The 16,548-nt window shown below is 70.9% G+C and carries 15 protein-coding genes; 9 read left to right on the top strand and 6 right to left on the bottom strand.

The genetic code is table 11. The features are described from left to right. The first annotated feature begins 254 nt into the window (after positions 1-254). Positions 255-1,280 carry an RDD family protein gene (locus ACIRON_RS15710; RefSeq protein ID WP_402993193.1) on the top strand — a complete coding sequence of 342 codons (1,026 nt, stop codon included), beginning with the start codon at positions 255-257 and terminating at the stop codon, positions 1,278-1,280. Here ACIRON_RS15710 and ACIRON_RS15715 read toward each other — a convergent pair. The 5 genes from ACIRON_RS15715 to ACIRON_RS15735 all read right to left on the bottom strand — a co-directional run bounded on the left by ACIRON_RS15715 (position 1,263) and on the right by ACIRON_RS15735 (position 8,266). Next, on the bottom strand, positions 1,263-3,266 hold the full coding sequence (locus tag ACIRON_RS15715; RefSeq protein WP_402993194.1) for a HelD family protein: 2,004 nt from the start codon (positions 3,264-3,266) through the stop codon (positions 1,263-1,265). The two genes, ACIRON_RS15710 and ACIRON_RS15715, sit on opposite strands and share 18 nt — an antisense overlap. Positions 3,267-3,364: 98 nt before the next feature. Further along, entirely contained in the window at positions 3,365-4,741 is a 1,377-nt protein-coding gene (locus ACIRON_RS15720) for a glutamate decarboxylase (protein ID WP_402993195.1), read from the bottom strand. Continuing rightward, positions 4,738-5,433 (bottom strand): hypothetical protein, encoded by a 696-nt coding sequence (locus tag ACIRON_RS15725; protein ID WP_402993196.1) that lies wholly within the window; start codon positions 5,431-5,433, stop codon positions 4,738-4,740. Before ACIRON_RS15725 ends, ACIRON_RS15720 begins: the two co-directional genes overlap by 4 nt. An 86-nt stretch (positions 5,434-5,519) precedes the next feature. After that, positions 5,520-7,142: a LuxR C-terminal-related transcriptional regulator gene (locus tag ACIRON_RS15730; protein WP_402993197.1), complete on the bottom strand. Its 1,623-nt coding sequence runs from the start codon at positions 7,140-7,142 to the stop codon at positions 5,520-5,522. 32 nt (positions 7,143-7,174) lie between these two features. Then, on the bottom strand, positions 7,175-8,266 hold the full coding sequence (locus ACIRON_RS15735; RefSeq protein WP_402993198.1) for a flavin-containing monooxygenase: 1,092 nt from the start codon (positions 8,264-8,266) through the stop codon (positions 7,175-7,177). Positions 8,267-8,409: 143 nt separating this feature from the next. On the opposite strand from ACIRON_RS15735, the gene ACIRON_RS15740 reads away from it, so the two are divergent. The 8 genes from ACIRON_RS15740 (at position 8,410) to ACIRON_RS15775 (ending at position 15,855) form a co-directional block, all read left to right on the top strand. Further along, on the top strand, positions 8,410-8,556 hold the full coding sequence (locus ACIRON_RS15740) for a hypothetical protein (RefSeq protein ID WP_378731928.1): 147 nt from the start codon (positions 8,410-8,412) through the stop codon (positions 8,554-8,556). 163 nt (positions 8,557-8,719) lie between these two features. Further along, on the top strand, positions 8,720-9,730 hold the full coding sequence (locus tag ACIRON_RS15745; RefSeq protein ID WP_402993199.1) for a formylglycine-generating enzyme family protein: 1,011 nt from the start codon (positions 8,720-8,722) through the stop codon (positions 9,728-9,730). Between the two features lie 58 nt (positions 9,731-9,788). Beyond that, complete coding sequence (locus ACIRON_RS15750) at positions 9,789-10,499, top strand: GAP family protein (protein WP_402993200.1); 711 nt, start codon at positions 9,789-9,791, stop codon at positions 10,497-10,499. Positions 10,500-10,586: 87 nt separating this feature from the next. Then, entirely contained in the window at positions 10,587-10,811 is a 225-nt protein-coding gene (locus tag ACIRON_RS15755; RefSeq protein ID WP_091042103.1) for a heavy-metal-associated domain-containing protein, read from the top strand. A gap of 18 nt (positions 10,812-10,829) precedes the next feature. Beyond that, positions 10,830-12,014, top strand: coding sequence for an aminotransferase class V-fold PLP-dependent enzyme (locus tag ACIRON_RS15760; protein WP_402993201.1), 1,185 nt, complete (start codon positions 10,830-10,832; stop codon positions 12,012-12,014). Positions 12,015-12,017: 3 nt separating this feature from the next. After that, on the top strand, positions 12,018-13,235 hold the full coding sequence (locus tag ACIRON_RS15765) for a copper chaperone (RefSeq protein ID WP_402993203.1): 1,218 nt from the start codon (positions 12,018-12,020) through the stop codon (positions 13,233-13,235). After that, positions 13,232-14,575, top strand: a complete 1,344-nt coding sequence (locus ACIRON_RS15770) for an alanine racemase (RefSeq protein WP_402993205.1) — start codon at positions 13,232-13,234, stop codon at positions 14,573-14,575. The genes ACIRON_RS15765 and ACIRON_RS15770 overlap by 4 nt, the downstream gene beginning before the upstream one ends. Before the next feature lie 2 nt (positions 14,576-14,577). Then, complete coding sequence (locus tag ACIRON_RS15775) at positions 14,578-15,855, top strand: pyridoxal-phosphate dependent enzyme (protein WP_402993207.1); 1,278 nt, start codon at positions 14,578-14,580, stop codon at positions 15,853-15,855. 1 nt (position 15,856) lies between these two features. Here ACIRON_RS15775 and ACIRON_RS15780 read toward each other — a convergent pair whose 3' ends face one another. Continuing rightward, on the bottom strand, positions 15,857-16,438 hold the full coding sequence (locus ACIRON_RS15780) for a DUF5134 domain-containing protein (RefSeq protein WP_402993209.1): 582 nt from the start codon (positions 16,436-16,438) through the stop codon (positions 15,857-15,859). Positions 16,439-16,548 lie beyond the last annotated feature (110 nt).

The raw sequence follows: 16,548 nt of genomic DNA on the forward strand, positions 1-16,548 counted from the left end.
GATACCCACTCTGGGACCGCGTCGAAGCGGCGACCGCACAGTGCAGGGAGCGGCCGCTTCCGAGGCCGCTGATTCACCCGGTCTGGGTGATGAGCGACAGATCAGACAAACCTAGGCTGCCAGCGATCCACGACTGGAGGAGGCGGAACCTGCGATGGGAATCTTGCTCGCACGACGAGGCGACGACCCCGACGTGCGTCGGTTCCGGACCGGCTGATCGCCGTGACGCTCCGCGTGTCCGAGCCGGCGACGTCATGACCGAGGGTCGGCAGAACAGCAAGAGGCTCCTGGGTCGGGTCGCCGGGGCGGTGACGGAAAGGGTCGTCGTCACGGTCGACCCCGATATCGTCCTGGAACACGTCGACCTCAACGCTCTGCTCAGCCGGGTGGACCTCGACGCGGTCCTGGCGCGGGTCGATATCGATGCGTTGCTCGCGCGGGTCGACCTCAACACGCTCCTCGCCGACGTCGACATGGACGCCCTGCTGCGGGACGTCGACGTGGAGGCGCTCGTACGCCGCTCGGGCATCCCCGACATCGTGGCGGAGAGCACCTACTCGATGGCCGGATCCGCACTCGACGTCGCCCGGCGACAGCTGGTGGGGCTCGACGTCGTCGTCGACCGGGTCGTGGACCGGCTGATGCGACGGAGCGAGGACGAGCTACGCGAGGGGCCGTCCAGCCTGGTTGCGGCCCGACGAGGAACGCCCGACCCCGGCAACGGCAGCGCGAGGGCCCGCCGGGTGCGCCGCTCGGTGTCCGGACACTATGCGGGAGCGATCAGCAGGGCAGCTGCCGCTGCCATCGACGGTCTTCTCATCGCCGGCCTCTACACGGTGGGCGTCGCCGGGTTCGGTTTCCTGCTCGCGACGTTCACGTCCAGGTCGCTCACCGACGATCGCTCGAGCCTGCTCGGGATCGCTGCCTTCACGATCTGGGCCTTCTCCTACGTCTTCATCAGCCTCGCCATCACCGGCCGGACGATGGGCAAGGGACTGACCGGACTGCGCGTCGTACGCGCCGACGGCACGGCACCAGGGGTGCGCACGATGTTCGTCAGGACTCTGGTGCTTCCCCTCAGTGTGGTGTTCCTCGGGATCGGCCTGCTCCTGATCGTGGTGCAGCGTGAACATCGTTCTTTCCACGACTTGATCGCCAGGACCTGCGTTGTCTATGACTGGGGGGACCGGAGCGCGGAGATGCCGGGACCACTCTCGGACTTCCTCAACCGTGCCCAACCTGAAGCGCACCCCTCGGGAGCCTCACGGTCGAGATCGTAGCTCCAGGCTGAGGAGGCGTTTGGTGGCGCGCGTCTGGGCGACGTAGAGGTCGCGCGGACCGGCGTCGCCGGCGGCTCGTACGCCCGCAGGGTCGAGGATGATCACGGTGTCGAACTCCAGGCCGCGAGCCTCGGGTGCGGCGACGACCGTGGCGCCGACCACGTCCCTCTCGGCCTCCAGAGCCAGCGAGCGCTCGGTCGTCGCGATCACTCCGATCAGCTCACCCGGGTGTTCGCGGGCGACCTCCGCGATCAGCGTGCTCAGAGTGGAGGAGAGGCCTTCCTCGGTCACGCTGAGGATGCGTGGCTGCTCTCCGTGCCGGATGGATCTGGAGAGCTGCTGATCCGGGGCGATCTCGGCCAGCAGCGGTTCGGTCGCGAGCAGGATCTCGGTGGTCGTGCGGTAGTTGACCGTCAGCCGGTGGTGGGCGAACCGCTCGCCGACGAAGGGCTCCAGGGCCTCGTCCCAGGTCCGAAGGGTGGTCGAGGGGCCGGCCTGGGCGAGATCGCCGACGACCGTCATCGACCGGTTCGGGCAGCGGCGCATCAGCGCACGCCACTGCATCTCGGAGAGCTGCTGGGCCTCGTCCACCACGATGTGGCCGTAGCTGGTCTCCGGGGCCCCGTCGACGAGAGCGCGGGCCTCGTCCAGGAGAGCGAGATCTGCGTCGCTCCACCCATCGCCGCGGCCGAGGCCGAGGTCGTTCAGGAGGTCGCGGACGAGCTCGTCGGCGACGAGTCGGGGCCAGACCCGGTTGATCGCTCGATCGATCGACGGTTCATCGAGGAGATCCTCGCGGATGGTGTCCCAGTCGATCTCCAGATCATCCGTGGAGGGTTCGTTGCCCGTGAAGCGGTCGAGATCGATGCCCAGGTGCGCTTCGAGCTCCTCCTCGAAGTCGGCGATCTCCTTCGCGGTGTTCCGCTCCAGCTCGTTGACCAGATCGTCGACGACGTACTCGGTGAAGAGCTCGCGAGCCGGGTTGTGCCCGATGTCGCCCTGCAGCGCCTGGCGCCGAGCGGCGTCGACCACGGCCGGGTCGAGCCTCACCGTGTCATGGGTCGTCTTCAGCTCCAGCGGTACGCCATGGGGCTGGTGCTGCCGCACCAACCGGGCGAGGCCGTCGGCGAGCGTGGCCCGCCCCTTGATCCTCGCGATGTGGTCAGGCTCGGTCCGTGTCGCCTCCACGCCCACCAGATCGGGCATCGTCGCCAGCCGCACGTCGTTCTCGCCGAGCGAGGGCAGCACCTCGGAGATATAGGTGAGGAACCGTCGGTTGGGTCCGAAGACGAGCACCCCCTGGTCGGCGATCGACGCGAAGGCGTACAGCACATAGGCAGCGCGGTGCAGCGCGACGATGGTCTTGCCGGTACCGGGACCGCCGTCGACGACCATGACCCCGCGATGCGGGGACCGTACGATCTCGTCCTGCTCGGTCTGAAGGGTCGCCGCGGCCTCGTGCATCCGCCCGGTCCGCGCCGTGCTCAGAGCCGAGACGAGCGGTCCGTCCCCGACGAGGTCCACGGCCCTCGGCGACGTACCGTCGAGGATCTCGTCGTTGACGTCGACTACCTCGCGGCCGTCGAGGCGTAGGTGCCGGCGCCTGCGTACGCCCATCGGTGCGGCCATCGTCGCCGCGTAGAACGGTCGCGCGGCATCGGCCCGCCAGTCGATCAGCAGCGGGTTGCCGGCCTCGGTGCGCAACCCGATCCGACCGATGTGCAATGACGCGCCCTGATCGGAGCGGTCGATCCGTCCGAAGCACAGCGAGTGCTCCGCCGCCTGCAGCTGTCGAATGCTCTCAGAGAGCTGTGCGACCTCGAGATCCCTGGCATACCGCTCGCTCGGCCCGTCCACAGGAGCCGCGATCGCGCGCTCCTGTGCTGCTCGTCTCGCGCTCATCTCGGCATGGAGAAGCGCGTACATCGCGTCGACCGACCGCTGCTCCTCGTCGACCTGACCGGCCCTGCCCACCTGCTCGCCCACGTACCCCCGCCTTCCGTTTCCGGGGGTCAACTATGAGTGGCCGCCAGGGTAAAGACAACGTTGATCTTTTGCCGGATCCGTGGCCTCTGACCGATTCTTCAGTACCCCGTTCCTCGCTTGACCTGCGCCCGCTCCGACGGATGGGCACCGCCCTTCTCGTCCAGCGTCGCGCAGGCGTCGGCGAGGTCATGGGTGAGCCGCTCGACCTGCTCGCGACTCATCGTCTCCTTGACCAGGGCGCGCATGATCTTCACGTTCTCCGCGTTGGGCGGCAGCGTGTACGCCGGCACCATCCAGCCGCGCTCGGCCGAGAGCTGCCAGGCGATGTCGGACTCGTCGTAGGTCGTGCGGTCGCCGGTGAGTCGGAAGGCCACGAGCGGGAGCTGCTCGAGGTCGTCGCCGATCACCTCGAACCGGCCGCTGTCGCGGAGGTTCTTCGCCAGGGCCTTGGCGTTCTGCTGCATCTGCTTCATGACGTACGTGTAGCCGTCGCGACCCAGCCGCACGAAGTTGTAGTACTGCGCCAGCACCATCGCCGCACCCGTCGAGAAGTTCAGGGTGAACGTCGCGTCGGTCTTGCCGAGGTAGTTCTCGTAGAACACCAGCTCCTCGGCGAGGTCGGACTTCTCGCGGAACACCAGCCAGCCGATGCCGGGGTAGACCAGTCCGTACTTGTGTCCGGAGACGTTGATCGAGCGGACCTGCTCGAGGCGGAAGTCCCACGGGGAGTCGGGGTAGAGGAAGGGCCACACGAAGCCACCGCTGGCCGCGTCCACGTGCAGCGGGATGTCCAAGCCCTTGTCCTTCTTGACGTCGAGCAGCAGCTGGTTGATCCCGACGATGTCGTCCATGTGGCCGGTGAACGTCGTTCCCAGCACACCGACGACCCCGATGGTGTTCTCGTCCAGGTACGGCGCCACGACCTCGGGGCCGATGGTGTACTTCTTCTCCTCGAGCGGAACGATCCGCGGCTCGACGTCGAAGTAGCGGCAGAACTTCTCCCACACGACGTGGACGTCACCGCCGAACACCAGGTTGGGGCGGTCCACCGAGGCGTTCGCGGCCTCTCGGCGCTGCTTCCACTTCCACTTCAGGGACAGGGCGCCGAGCATGATCGCCTCGGACGAGCCCTGCGTGCGACAGCCGGTCGTCTCGCCGGGGGCGTGGTAGAGGTCGGCGAGCATCCGTACGCAGCGCTGCTCGATCTCGGCGGAGATCGGGTACTCCGCGTGGTCGATGAAGTTGCGGTGCAGGTTCTCGGCGATGATCCGCTGCGCCTCCGGCTCCATCCACGTGGTCACGAACGTCGCGAGGTTGCGTTGCGGGTCACCCTCCATCACCAGGTCCTCGCCGATCAGGCGCATCGCGTCGACCGGTCGCATCCCGCTCTCGGGGAAGGCGGTCGACGGGGCCGCCTCGGTCAGGAACCGGTTGCCGTAGAGCGCTTCGGCCTCTGTGTCGCTGAGTCGTGTCATGGCTGAACCACCGTTCTTGTCGTAGTGGGTGTGTCGGTTGCTTGGATGACCCCGCCGACCGCGAAGCACACGGCTCCGGCGAACGTCCCCCAGTTGACGAGCCCGGAATTGATCGCGCTCGATGTCGCCGGCCGGATGAAGGCGGCGAGGCCGGCGAGGAAGAAGAGGACCGACCCGAGCTGGTTGACCGCGACGACCCACCAGCCGACCAGCTGGGGCAGCACTCGAACGCGGCCCTCACCCACGTCGAGCATCGCCAGATGACCGGAGGCCAGGAAGCAGACACAGCCGGTCATGTCCGGCAACCAGATCCACCCGTCGGACTGACGCGGCGTCAGTCCCGCGGCGAAGGCAGCGACCAGGCTGACGGCGAAGAACAGCGTCCCCACGAACAGCACGAACGCGCTGAGCCAGCTGCGCGGGCGCTGCCGGAAGCCCCGCCTGCGCTCGTCGGTGTCGTCGGTGAGCAGGATCGAGACGTAGCCACCGAGCGTGAAGAAGCAGCCCCCGACCAGGTACGTGACGTTGACGACCGGCAGGCTGACCACCTCGAGCTGGGCGAACGCCGCCCCCAGCGCGAACAACGAGCCACCGAGGACGAAGGCGACGGCGGCGCCGAGGTTGAGCCGGGTCGACCGACGCGTCAGTACCTGGTCCATCGCGGCGGCCACTTCCTCCCTCTTCCGACCCACCGTCATCCTCGAACGAGCCAGGTCGCGGCGTCCTCATCCGGCCCGGGTGAGATGAGCCGCTACATCGACTGCCGGAAACCCTCGGGTCAGACCACCCCGTGCTCGAAGGCGAAGGCCGTCGCGGCCGTGCGGGAACGTACGTCGAGCTTGGTGAAGATGTTGGAGAGGTGACGGGCGACGGTCTTCTCGCTGAGGACCAGATCGGTGGCGATCTGAGCGTTGCTTCGGCCGGAGGCGACCAGGCGGAGGACCTCGGCCTCCCGGGCGGTGAGGCCGGCGGGCAGGGAAGCGGGAGCGAGGAGGCTGTCGGCATCGTCGGCGGCGGGCCGGGCACCGATGTGGCGAAAGACGGTACGCGCCGCCTCGAGCTCGCGCCGCGACGACTCGGTGTCGCCGACGCCGGCCAGGGCGCGCCCGGTCAGCAGCCGCGCCTGGCTGCGTTCGTAGGTCGCCTCGGCCCGGGCCCACAGCTGCTGTGCCTTGCGCAGGTAGGGGAGAGCACCGGCGGCGTCGCCGGTGGCCAGCTCGACCGCGCCGTGGGCGTGCGCAGCCGCGGCGTCGAGCCAGACACAGCCGAAGTGTCCGGCCAACCCGTCCAGCTCGGCGGTGACCCGCCGGGCCCGGTCGCCCTCGCCGGCACCGAGCAGCACCTCGACGGCGGCGGGCAGGAGCCGGCATCGCTGCACGGGACCATCGGTCTCCACCAGCAGCCGCTCGACGGCGGCGAGCGCCGCCGCGCCCTGGCCGCGGGCAGACCAGAGCAGCGCGAGGCCGGGTTGCGGGTCGAATCCCCGGTCGGCCGCGCGCTCATAGGCGGCGTCGGCCTCGGCGTACTCGCCGCGCAGCCGGAACACCTCGCCCGCCTCGTACGCCGCCAGCCCGGCCGCGTCCGGCGCGTGGACCTCCTGGTAGCGGCGAGTCGCGTGCTCGAACTCCTCCAGGGCCTGCTGCCATTCGCCGTGCAGCCGCAGCAGCTGGCCACGGTGGACGGCGCACTGTCCGGTGAACGTCAACAGCCCGGGCTGAGCGGCGCACCAGCGTTCGAGGGCCGCGGTCCACTCCGCCACCCGGCCGAAGTCGCTGATCTCCTGGCAGCCCTCGATCGCGGTGCAGTAGACGTGCCCGGCCACGACCGGCGAGGCCTCGCCCGCGATCACCCGGACCATCGCCTCGTCGAGCAGGGCGAGCCCCGCGGCGACCCGCCCGGAGTAGAGCGCCATCCGGCCCTGGGCGCTGAGCCCCAGCGCGGTGAGGTCGGCCTCGCCGTAGCGCCGGCCACGCTCGGCCACCGCGTCGGCGCAACGGCCGGCCATGTCGAAGTCGCCGGCGTCGAGCGCGCGGAACAGCCGCAGGAAGTCGACCCAGCCATGCTCGACGCCGTCCTCGACGTCGGCGACCAGGCTCTCCGCCCGTGAGGTCCAGCCGCGGGCGAGCGCGCCCTCGCCGTGGACGTACGCGGTCATCGTGATCCGGAAGGCGCAGCGGACCGAGGGGCCGAGGTCGGCTGCCTCCTGGCTCAGACGGAAGGCCGCGTGCAGGGCGGTGACGGTGTCGTCGTGGTGCCCGGTCAGCTCGGCGGCGACGGCGAAGTCCTCGAGCTCCTCGGCCGAGAGCGAGTCGGGGTCGACACCTGCCCAGGAGGCGTACGCCGCACCCCAGTCACCGCAGGCAAAGGCGGACCGAGCGCTCTCCAGCTGGACGTCGGCCACGGCAGGCACCTCCACAGGAGAGCGTACTCGGATCAGGCGGCGAGAGCGGGCCGTCGCATCCGGGAGACGACCCGGTCGGCGATCAGGGCCGCGTCGCGCCCGGCGCCGGCCAGCAGCATCGAGCTGAAGGCGTACTGGAAGCTGAGGCCGCAGAAGAACAGCCCGTCGGCCTCCGCCACCACGCCGCGCATCTCCCGCGGCCAGCCGTCCTCGTCGAGCACCGGCAGGTGGATCCAGCCGAAGGCCTGCCGGAAACCGGTGGCCCACACGACGTTGGCGACCTCGCGCGGCGTGCCGTCGACCACGGGCAGCCCGTCGCGGACCTCCTCGATCCTGGACGTGACCCGCTCGACGCCACGGTCGGTCAGGTCGGAGCGCTTCACGCGGAGCATCGGCCCGCCGTGGCGGCGGATCTCGGGCATCTCCTTGCGCCCGAGCGGCGTACGCCGGGTGATCACGTGGCGCCAGGCGAAGAGCAGGACGGGGAAGATCACGTGCATCACCGGCGACTCCAGGCGCGGCGGGATCTGGCCGCAGTCTCGGCCCGCCAGAATCGTCGGTCGGGACTCGGCGACCTCGAAGGCGATGTCGCAGCCGGAGTGGCTGGCGCCGACGACCAGCACCGGGCCCTCGCGCAGCTGCCCGGGGCGGCGGTACTCGCTGGAGTGGAGCTGCAGGATCGAGGGGTCCAGCTGCGCCGAGATCGCCGGGACGTTCGGCGTCCGGCCGAAGGAGCCGGTCGCCACCACGACGTTGTCGCAGGTCCAGGTGCCGCGGTCGGTGGTCACCCGGAAGCCGTCCCCGTCCCGCTCGAGCCCGCTGACCCGGGTCTCGAGTCGCACCGGGAGCTCGAAGGTGCGGGCGTACGTCTCCAGGTAGTCGGCGACCTCGTCCTTTCCGGGGAACGACCACCTCTTCGCCGGGAACGCCATGCCCGGCAGGGAGTCGTACTTGGCAGGGGAGTAGAGCCGGAGCGAGTCCCACTGCCGCCGCCAGTTGTCGCCGACCCGTGCGTTCGCGTCGATGATCACGAACGGACGCCCGCGGCGCCGCAGGTGGAATCCGGTCGCCAAGCCCGCCTGGCCGGCGCCGATGATGATCGTCTCGATGTGTGTGGTGTCCATACAGGTGACGCTAGGTCCGCACCTCGCGGCTCCGCGTCGGTCGAACGGCGCATTCGCCCGCGGCGGGTAGTGGGTCGATCTACCCACGGGGAGCTGTCGGGATTTCCGAGCAGGGAGCGCTGAGCCGGGGCGATACTCGGGGGATGACGAGACAGCCCCCGGAAGACTTCAGCAAGCTCCCGCCGTCGGTGCCGCTGGAGGAGACGATCGCCTACCAGCTCGAGAAGGAGGTCCCGCACGGTCCCGAAGGTGGCGGTGACGCGGTCGACGGTGGTGGGGACGGCGACTGAGCCTCGTCCGACCGGACCGGATGAGGGCGAGCCCCTGCCCGGTGCCTCACCCTTCTCGGGTGGTGCGCCGGAGAGCGTCCAGTTCCTACGCTCAGCGAATCGCGACGAAGACGGAGCCGAGCGCGGCAACCGTCACCCCACTTCTACCGGAGGATGCTGAGAGATGGGCTCGCATCAGGTTCTCGTCCCCGGCGGGCTGGATCTGCTGGGCAGCGACCGCTTCTATCCCGAGGAACGCCCGGCCGTCGAGGTCGCCGTCGGCGACGTGTGGTGGGATCCGCGGCCGGTGACCAACGCGGAGTTCGCGGCCTTCGTCGACGACTCCGGGTACGTCACCATCGCCGAGCGCGAGCTCGATCCGGCCGACTTCCCCGGCGCCGACCCGGCGCTCCTGGTCCCTGGTTCGCAGGTCTTCACCCAGGCACCGGGTCCGGTGCCGTTGCACGACTGGACGCGGTGGTGGCGCTGGCAGCCCGGCGCCCAGTGGCGCCACCCGGACGGGCCCGCGTCCGACGTGGGGAGCCGTCCGGGACGCCAGGTGGCGGACTGGACCGAGATCCCGGACCACCCGGTCGTGCATGTCGGTTGGGAGGACGCCCTGGCGTACGTCCGCTGGGCCGGCAAGGACCTGCCCACCGAGGCCGAGTGGGAGCATGCCGCCCGCGGTGGCCTCGTCGGTGCCGACTACGCATGGGGTGACGAGCTCTCCCCGGACGGGCGCCTGATGGCGAACACCTGGCAGGGGCAGTGGCCGTGGCGCAGCGACGACACCCACGGTCACGACCGCACCAGCCCGGTCGCCTCCTACCCGCCGAACGGGCACGGCCTGTACGACATGGTCGGCAACGTGTGGGAGTGGACCCGCACTCCCTGGACGCCCGACCATCGCGACCTCATCGCCCCACCTCACGGCCGGGCCGGGGCGGGTGTGCCCTCGCCGCAGGTCGAGGTCGCCGCGCCCTCCTGCTGTGGCGGCAGCCAACGCCCGGAGACCAGCACCGGGACCGGCGCCGAGAAGGTCAAGGAGACCGATCGGATGGTGACGAAGGGCGGCTCGCACCTGTGCTCGCCGCACTACTGCCGTCGCTACCGGCCCGCCGCCCGTCAAGGGCACGGGGTGCGGGACACGACGTCGCACGTCGGTTTCCGCTGCGTCGTACGCACGGGCGATTGAACCCGGTTCCCCCGGAAGGGGTGAGGACGGGAGCGGGGTGGGTGGCGAGGTTGTGCGTATGTGGGAACTCGCCGGGCAGCTGCTGCCGGAGATGGTCGGGCTGGCGGTCACCCCGGCAGCGGTCGTCGCCTGCCTGATCCTGCTCGGGTCATCGCACCCGTACCGCAACGTCGTCACGCTGGCGGTGCCCTTCCTGGTTGTCTACGGGGTGTTGTCGGTCGCCGCTCTGGCGGCGGGGCGGGCGGCCGACGCCGCCAGCGACGACCCCTCGACGATTCGCGCCTGGATGAGCATCGCCGTCGGCGTCACATTCCTCGTCCTGGCGGTGGTGTCCTGGCTCCGGCCGCGCCTGCGGCAGGCTGCTGCGGGCGTCCTCGCGGCGCGCGCGACGCATCGGGCGAGCCCAGAAGAGCCCGCCTGGGTCTCGGGACTACGTGATCCGTCCGTCGGCCTCGTGCTCGGCGCGGGCCTGCTGCTTGCGATCGTGAACCCCAACGTCGCCATCCTGGCCTCCGGTCTGGCCATCGTGGTCACCGCCGACGTGAGACTCAGTGCGCAGCTCGCCGGCATCGCGCTGCTGCTGGCGGCGAGCATGATCGACTTCGTCCTCCCCATGCTCGTGTTCCTCGCTGCCGGTGAGCGTGGGCGCGGATGGCTCCGGTCCGCGACGAAGTGGCTCATCGCTCACAACCACGTCATCGGGATCGTCGTGCTCCTCGCCTTCGGCCTGCTGTTCGTCGTACGTGGGCTCACCCAGCTCACGGGCTGAGTGGCCGACCGACGCGAACCGACCTCGTGGCCGGACGTTCGGTGATATTTTTGGGCGACCACCGAAGTCCTACTGAAGGGCAGTTTCATGTCGGTTCAGTTCGAAGTGCGCATCGATGGAATGACCTGTCACCGCTGTGTCGAGACCGTGACAAGCGCTCTCGGTGGCCTGGACGGCGTCGAGGGGGTCGTGGTCGACCTGAACCCGGGAGCCGTGTCGAGCGCCCGCGTCACCGCCGCGGGACCGCTCGAACCCAGGGTCGTCAGATCCACGCTCGCCAAGGCCGGATTCACGATCGCCCGCGAAACCTGACCGGCCGAGGAGTCGTCCGTGCCCGGCCTCGGCTCCCGTCAGCACTTTCCGGCCCTCACCGCCGAACCCGACCTCGTCTACCTCGACGCCGCGTCCGGCACCCCCTGCCCCGAACCGGTCATCGCCCAGCTCATCGCCGAGCTGCGCGGGCCCGCCGCCAACCCCGGCAGGGGCGCACACCCGTGGGCCCGGGACGCGCTGCGCCGCTTCGAGGACGCCCGCGCCGCCGTCGCCGCGTTCCTCGGTGCCTCGTTCCCCGACGAGGTCGCCTTCACCCGCGGCGCCACCGGCGCGATGGCGTTCCTCGCCGACCGCTGGGGACCTGCGGCGCTCGCGAACGGCGGCGACATCCTCTACTGCCCCGACGACCACCTCTCGACGGTGCGGCCGTGGCTCCGGCTCGCCGAACGGATGCGCCACCAAGACGTCCGGGCCGTGGCGTACCGACGCGACCGTCTGGGGCGCATTGATCCCGGCGACTTCGCCAGCGCCGCCAGCGACCGGACCGCGGTCATTGTGGCCACCGACATCCACAACCTCCATGGCACCCGCACCGATCTGGACGCGCTGGCGATCCCTCCGGCGGCGACGGTCTGCCTGGACTGCTCGCAGAGCGCGGGGCGGCTGCCGCTGCGCCTGGCCGACTCCCGGGCCGAGCTCGCCGTCGTCTCGGGCCACAAGATGTTCGGGCCTCCCGGCACCGGCATGGTCTACGTACGCCGGGATCAGCATCATCGGATCGCGGTCGACCGGGCGGCCGCGCGGAGCGGGCCGGCGCGACACGTCTCGCCGCTCACCGATGCCGCCGAGGAGGGCAGCCTCGACGGGGCCGGCGCCGCGGGGCTCGCGAGTGCGACCGCGTTCCTCGACACCGTCGGTCTCGACCACATCGGCGACCACCTGGCCGCCCTGGCCGCCAGGTTCGCCGACGGCGCCTCCCGGATCGGGGGCGTCACTCTCCTCGGGCCCCCGGTCGAATCGGGTCGACCGCACAGCGGCATCGCCGCCTTTGCCGTCGACGGTCAGCTGGGCGCGGACGTCGCCTTCGTCCTCGAACAGCGCCGCGTCTACGTACGCGCGGGCGACCACTGCCTGAACGGGCCGCGGGAGGACGCGGTCCGGGTGAGCTTCCACCTGTACAACGACGAGAACGACGTCGACCGACTCCTGCAGGGCCTCGCCGCCGCTGCCGAAAGGGACTGACACGTGCAGAACGAAGGCATCCGGTACGACCGCGCCGCCGCGGCCCGCATCCTGGCCGAGGTCGCCGGCACCGGCTTCCTGGCCGGCCCGGCCCCGGCGGTGGCGGAGGTGTCGGTCGACTACCGCGTCGAGGAGCTCAGCCCGGAACCCGGAGGATCGCTCACGACCGGACAGCGCCGCTATCTCGAGTCCTTCATGCGTCCATGCGGACCGGACCAGGTCGTCAGCGCCACCCACCGCGTCACCTGGCGCGACTCCCGCGGCATCGCGAACAGCGGCCACATCGGCCCGGGCCCGCTCGGCCCGGTGCTGCCGATCGCGGCCAGGGAGGCCGTGATCGCGGTGGGTGACGCGATCGCCGGCGCCGATCCCGTCACCGCGCGTTCGGACGCACTCGACGACGACGCGCTCGACGTCCTGGCCGACACGACCACCGACCAGGAGCCTGCCGAGATCTTCCGCGTCGGCGCAGAGGCCGCCGGCCGCGCGCTCGTCCAGCACGGCATGCTCGCCGGACAGGTCGGGATCGAGGACCCGGTCGAGTTCGCCGAGGCGATGTGGGCTTCCGGGCTGTACGGGACGGTGGCCTCGACCTGGTTCTGGGAGCTGCAGGCCTCCACCTACCGCAGGGGCATGATCCCCGCGCGCCTGGAGGTTTCCGGCGGCCGGCTGCGCTACACCGCGGACACCGTCGCGCTGCTCGCCGAGATGAAGCGCCGTACGATCATCGATGCCCACGAGGTGATGGACCGGGCCCGCGAGGAGGGCCTGGGGGTGCGTGCAGCCATCCAGCGCTACCACGTCGAGCTCGACCAGATCTCACGACAGTACGCGCTGCTGCCGATGGGGGAACGGCCCGTCTGCCTCGGACAGCGGGCCCATCAGGTCGACGGGCAGCGCGTCTCGCCGCTCGCGGCCGTGGCCGAGGCGCTCACCGGCGCGTTCCGGTCCGCGGTCGCGTCGGTGCGGATCGCCGAGATCCCCGAGTCCGCCATCCGGGACGTACGTTTCGCGGCGGGGGAGCAGGAGTTCGGGGTCCCGGACATGACCTGCCGGCACTGTCGGGTGACGATCACCGCCGTCTTCGACGCCCAGGCGGCCGAGCTGATCGAGGTGGACCTGCACGGGAAGCGGGTCCGGGCCAGGTTCACCGACGCCGGGCAGCGCGACCGGATCTTCGCCGACCTGCGCGACTCCGGCTACACGGTGGCCGAGGGGTGAGCCAACGCTTTCCGCTCCCGGCCGCGCGGCACCCGCTGGCCGCCCGTTTCCTCGCTGACGCCGCCGCGGTGGGCGAGGCGATCGAACGATTTGGATCTCCGCTCCACGTGGTCTTTCCCCAGGTCATCGCGGAGAACGCCGCCGCTCTCGCGGGCGTGCTGCGGCGTCACGGCGTGCCGTACGACATCTTCTACGCGCACAAGGTGAATGCCTCGGCCGCGCTGCTGGCCGAGACGTCCGCCGCCGGGCTCGGCGCGGACGTGGCCTCCGCTGCCGAGCTCGACCGGGCCCTGGCCGCGGGGTTCGCGCCGGACCGGATCGAGGCGACCGGTCCGAAGTCGCCGGCGTTCATCGAGCGGATCGCCGGGCTGGGGGTCACCGCCAACGCCGACGACCTCTGGGAGCTCGACCGGCTCGCCGCTGCCGCGCCCGCCGGTAGCGCCGTCCCGGTCCTCCTGCGACTCTCCGGCTTCGCCTCTCCGGCAGTGCCGCAGTCTCGGTTCGGCATCGATCTCGCCGACGCCGATGCCGCCCTCGAGACCGTACGCCGCGCCCCCGGGCTCGACCTGCGCGGTGTCGCGTTCCACCTCGACACCGCCGACCCGGCGGCCCGGGTCGACGCGCTGACCGAGTCGATGGCGGTCGTGGCCGCCGCGCACCGCAAGGGTCTGCGGCCGTCGGTGGTCGACATCGGCGGCGGGTTCCGCCAGCGCTTCGTCGATGATCCCGAGCCGTTCCAGCGGTACGCGCAGGCGCTCGCGACCCCGGGTGAGCTGGTCTGGCCCGGCCACGACCCCGGGGCCTCCCACAAGTACGCCAACCACCGCCCCACCACCGAGGTGCTGGAGCGGTTCCTGGCCGCCGAGATCGAACGGCGACCGGTGGCCGAGGTGCTGCGCGAATGCATGCTCACGCTGTGGATCGAGCCGGGCAAGGCCCTGGTCGACCACGCCGGGGTCACCCTGGCCTCGGTGCTCTACCGCAAGCGCGCCGCAGGGCGCGACCTGGTTGTGCTCGACCTGTCCCGCAACCAGGTCACCCCCGCCGACCAGGAGGTCCTGCTGGACCCGGTGCTCCTCGACGGGCACGGTGAGCCGCCGGCGGAGGGTGTGTTCCTCGCCGGCCGGCTGTGCCTGGAGTCGGACCTGGTGAGCCGCCGCAAGGTGTTCCTCGAGTCCGAACCGAGCAGCGGCGACGTACTCGCGTTCGTCAACACCGCCGCCTATCAGATGGACCTCTCGGCGTCCGCGGCCGCCGGGCATCCGCCGCCGCCGAAGATCGCGGCGGTCCTGGAGGGCGGACGGTTCGCCTTCGTCGCCGACGACCACCACGGGAGCTGACCATGCGTTACGACAGCGTGCTCGACCTGATCGGCGAGACCCCGCTGCTGCGGCTCGATCCAGCCAAGCACGGCGTCCCCGAGGCGGAGATCTTTCTGAAGCTGGAGTCGGCGAACCCGTTCGGCTCGGTCAAGGACCGCGTCGCCTGGGGGCTGCTGCGCGACCACATCGACCAGATCGTCGAGAACGAGCAGGTCGTCGTGGAGGCATCGAGCGGCAACACCGCCAAGGCGCTCCAGATCATCGCCTCGATGCACGGGGTCGGGTTCCGTGCCTTCACCAACCGGGTCCGGGTGCGCGAGGTCCGCGAGATGCTGTCGCTGCTGGGCACCGAGGTGACCGAGATGCCAGGGCTCTCCGAGTGCCCGGACCCGACCGCGCCCAACGACGTGTTCGGGGTGATCGGCGACCTCATGGCGGCCGAGCCCCGCCGCTACCACCACACCTCGCAGTACACCAACGAGGACAACCTGCGAGCCCACTACGAGCAGACCGGGCGCGAGATCCACCGCGACGCCGGCTCGGTCGACCTGCTCGTGGGTGGGCTCGGCACCACCGGCTCCACCCGAGGGGCCGCGACCTACCTGCGCGAGCGCAACCCGGGGACCGCCGTGGTCGGCGTCGTCGCCGCCGAGGGGGACTTCATCCCCGGCATCCGCTCGGCGGCCGAGATGTGGGAGGTCGGGCTCTTCGACCCCGGCTTCTACGACGCCATCGCCGCGGTCGACTCGGCCGATGCGATCTCCGCGAGCCTCGAGCTCGCCACCCGGCACGGCGTGCTCGCCGGCCCCACCACCGGGGCGGCCTTCGCCGCGGCCCGGGAACGACTCCTGGCGGGGCCCGGAGGCCCGGTCACGGCGGTCGTGATCGCGTGCGACCGGATGGAGCCGTACCTCTCCTACTACCGCCACCGCCGCCCCGACCTGTTCGGCGCGGCCGGCCCCGCGCCAGTGGAAGCGGCGCCCTCGGCGACCCCGGAGGACATCGAGGCGTGGGCGGCCACGGGCGAGCACGTGGTCGTGGTGGACGTACGCACGGCGCTGGCCTTCCAGGCTGGCCACATCCCGGGGGCGATCAACCTCCGCGACGACCTGCTCGAGCAGGTCATGGAGGCGGGGATGCCGTTCTCCGAGGCGTCTAGGGTGGTGTTCGCCTGCCCGACGGGGGACCGGTCGGCGCGGTTCGCCGCCCGGGCCGCTTCGACCGGCCGTCTGGCCTACAACCTCGAGGGCGGCGTCCTCGGCTGGCGCGACAGCGGCCGACCGCTCGCAGGTGTCTAGGTCACGCAGGGATCAGGAAGAGCATCGTGCCCATGCCGGCCGCCATCAGCCCGTGACCGATCGCGGGCAGACGGTGCTCGCGCACCGCGGTCGCGCGCACCAGCCACCAGAGCATCCCGGCCGCGCAGACCACGACGAAACCCGAGTTGACCGCGATCGCCCAGCCCGGAGGGTGCCCGGCCGGTGCGATCGCCGCCGCACTGCCGTGGCCCGCATGACCCTGGACGTCGCTCGCATGGGCGCCAGCCATCAGCAGCGGCATCGCGGCGAGCATCCAGATCATCGCGGCGTTGAGGGCGAGATGTCCGACCACGTCGGCACGCCGGGTCCGGTCGCTCGCGCCCCGCAGAGCCGGCAGCAGGGCCAACGTCAGCACCGCGAACAGTGCGACCTGCGCCCAGACGGCGATGTCCGAGACGATCACCCAGATCATCAGGATCATCGCCGCGCTCATCGCGGCGTGGTTGACGTGGAGAACGGTCTCCCCGCCCGAGGGAGGACAGACCACGAGGATCCAGATCCCCGCGGTGCCGGTGAGCACGAAGGCCACGGTCAGCAGAAGGTCCCACGGAGGATCGACCACACTTCCAACGTACCGTTCTCGCGCATCGGATGAGCCCAGTTGCCGTGATCAGTGCCGCGGGCCGGAAAACCCCCGGCCGAGGCGTCAGGTACGTCGGCCGAGTTGGCACA

The sequence above is a fragment of the Nocardioides sp. NPDC101246 genome (assembly GCF_044767415.1).
Taxonomy (GTDB): Bacteria; Actinomycetota; Actinomycetes; order Propionibacteriales; family Nocardioidaceae; genus Nocardioides.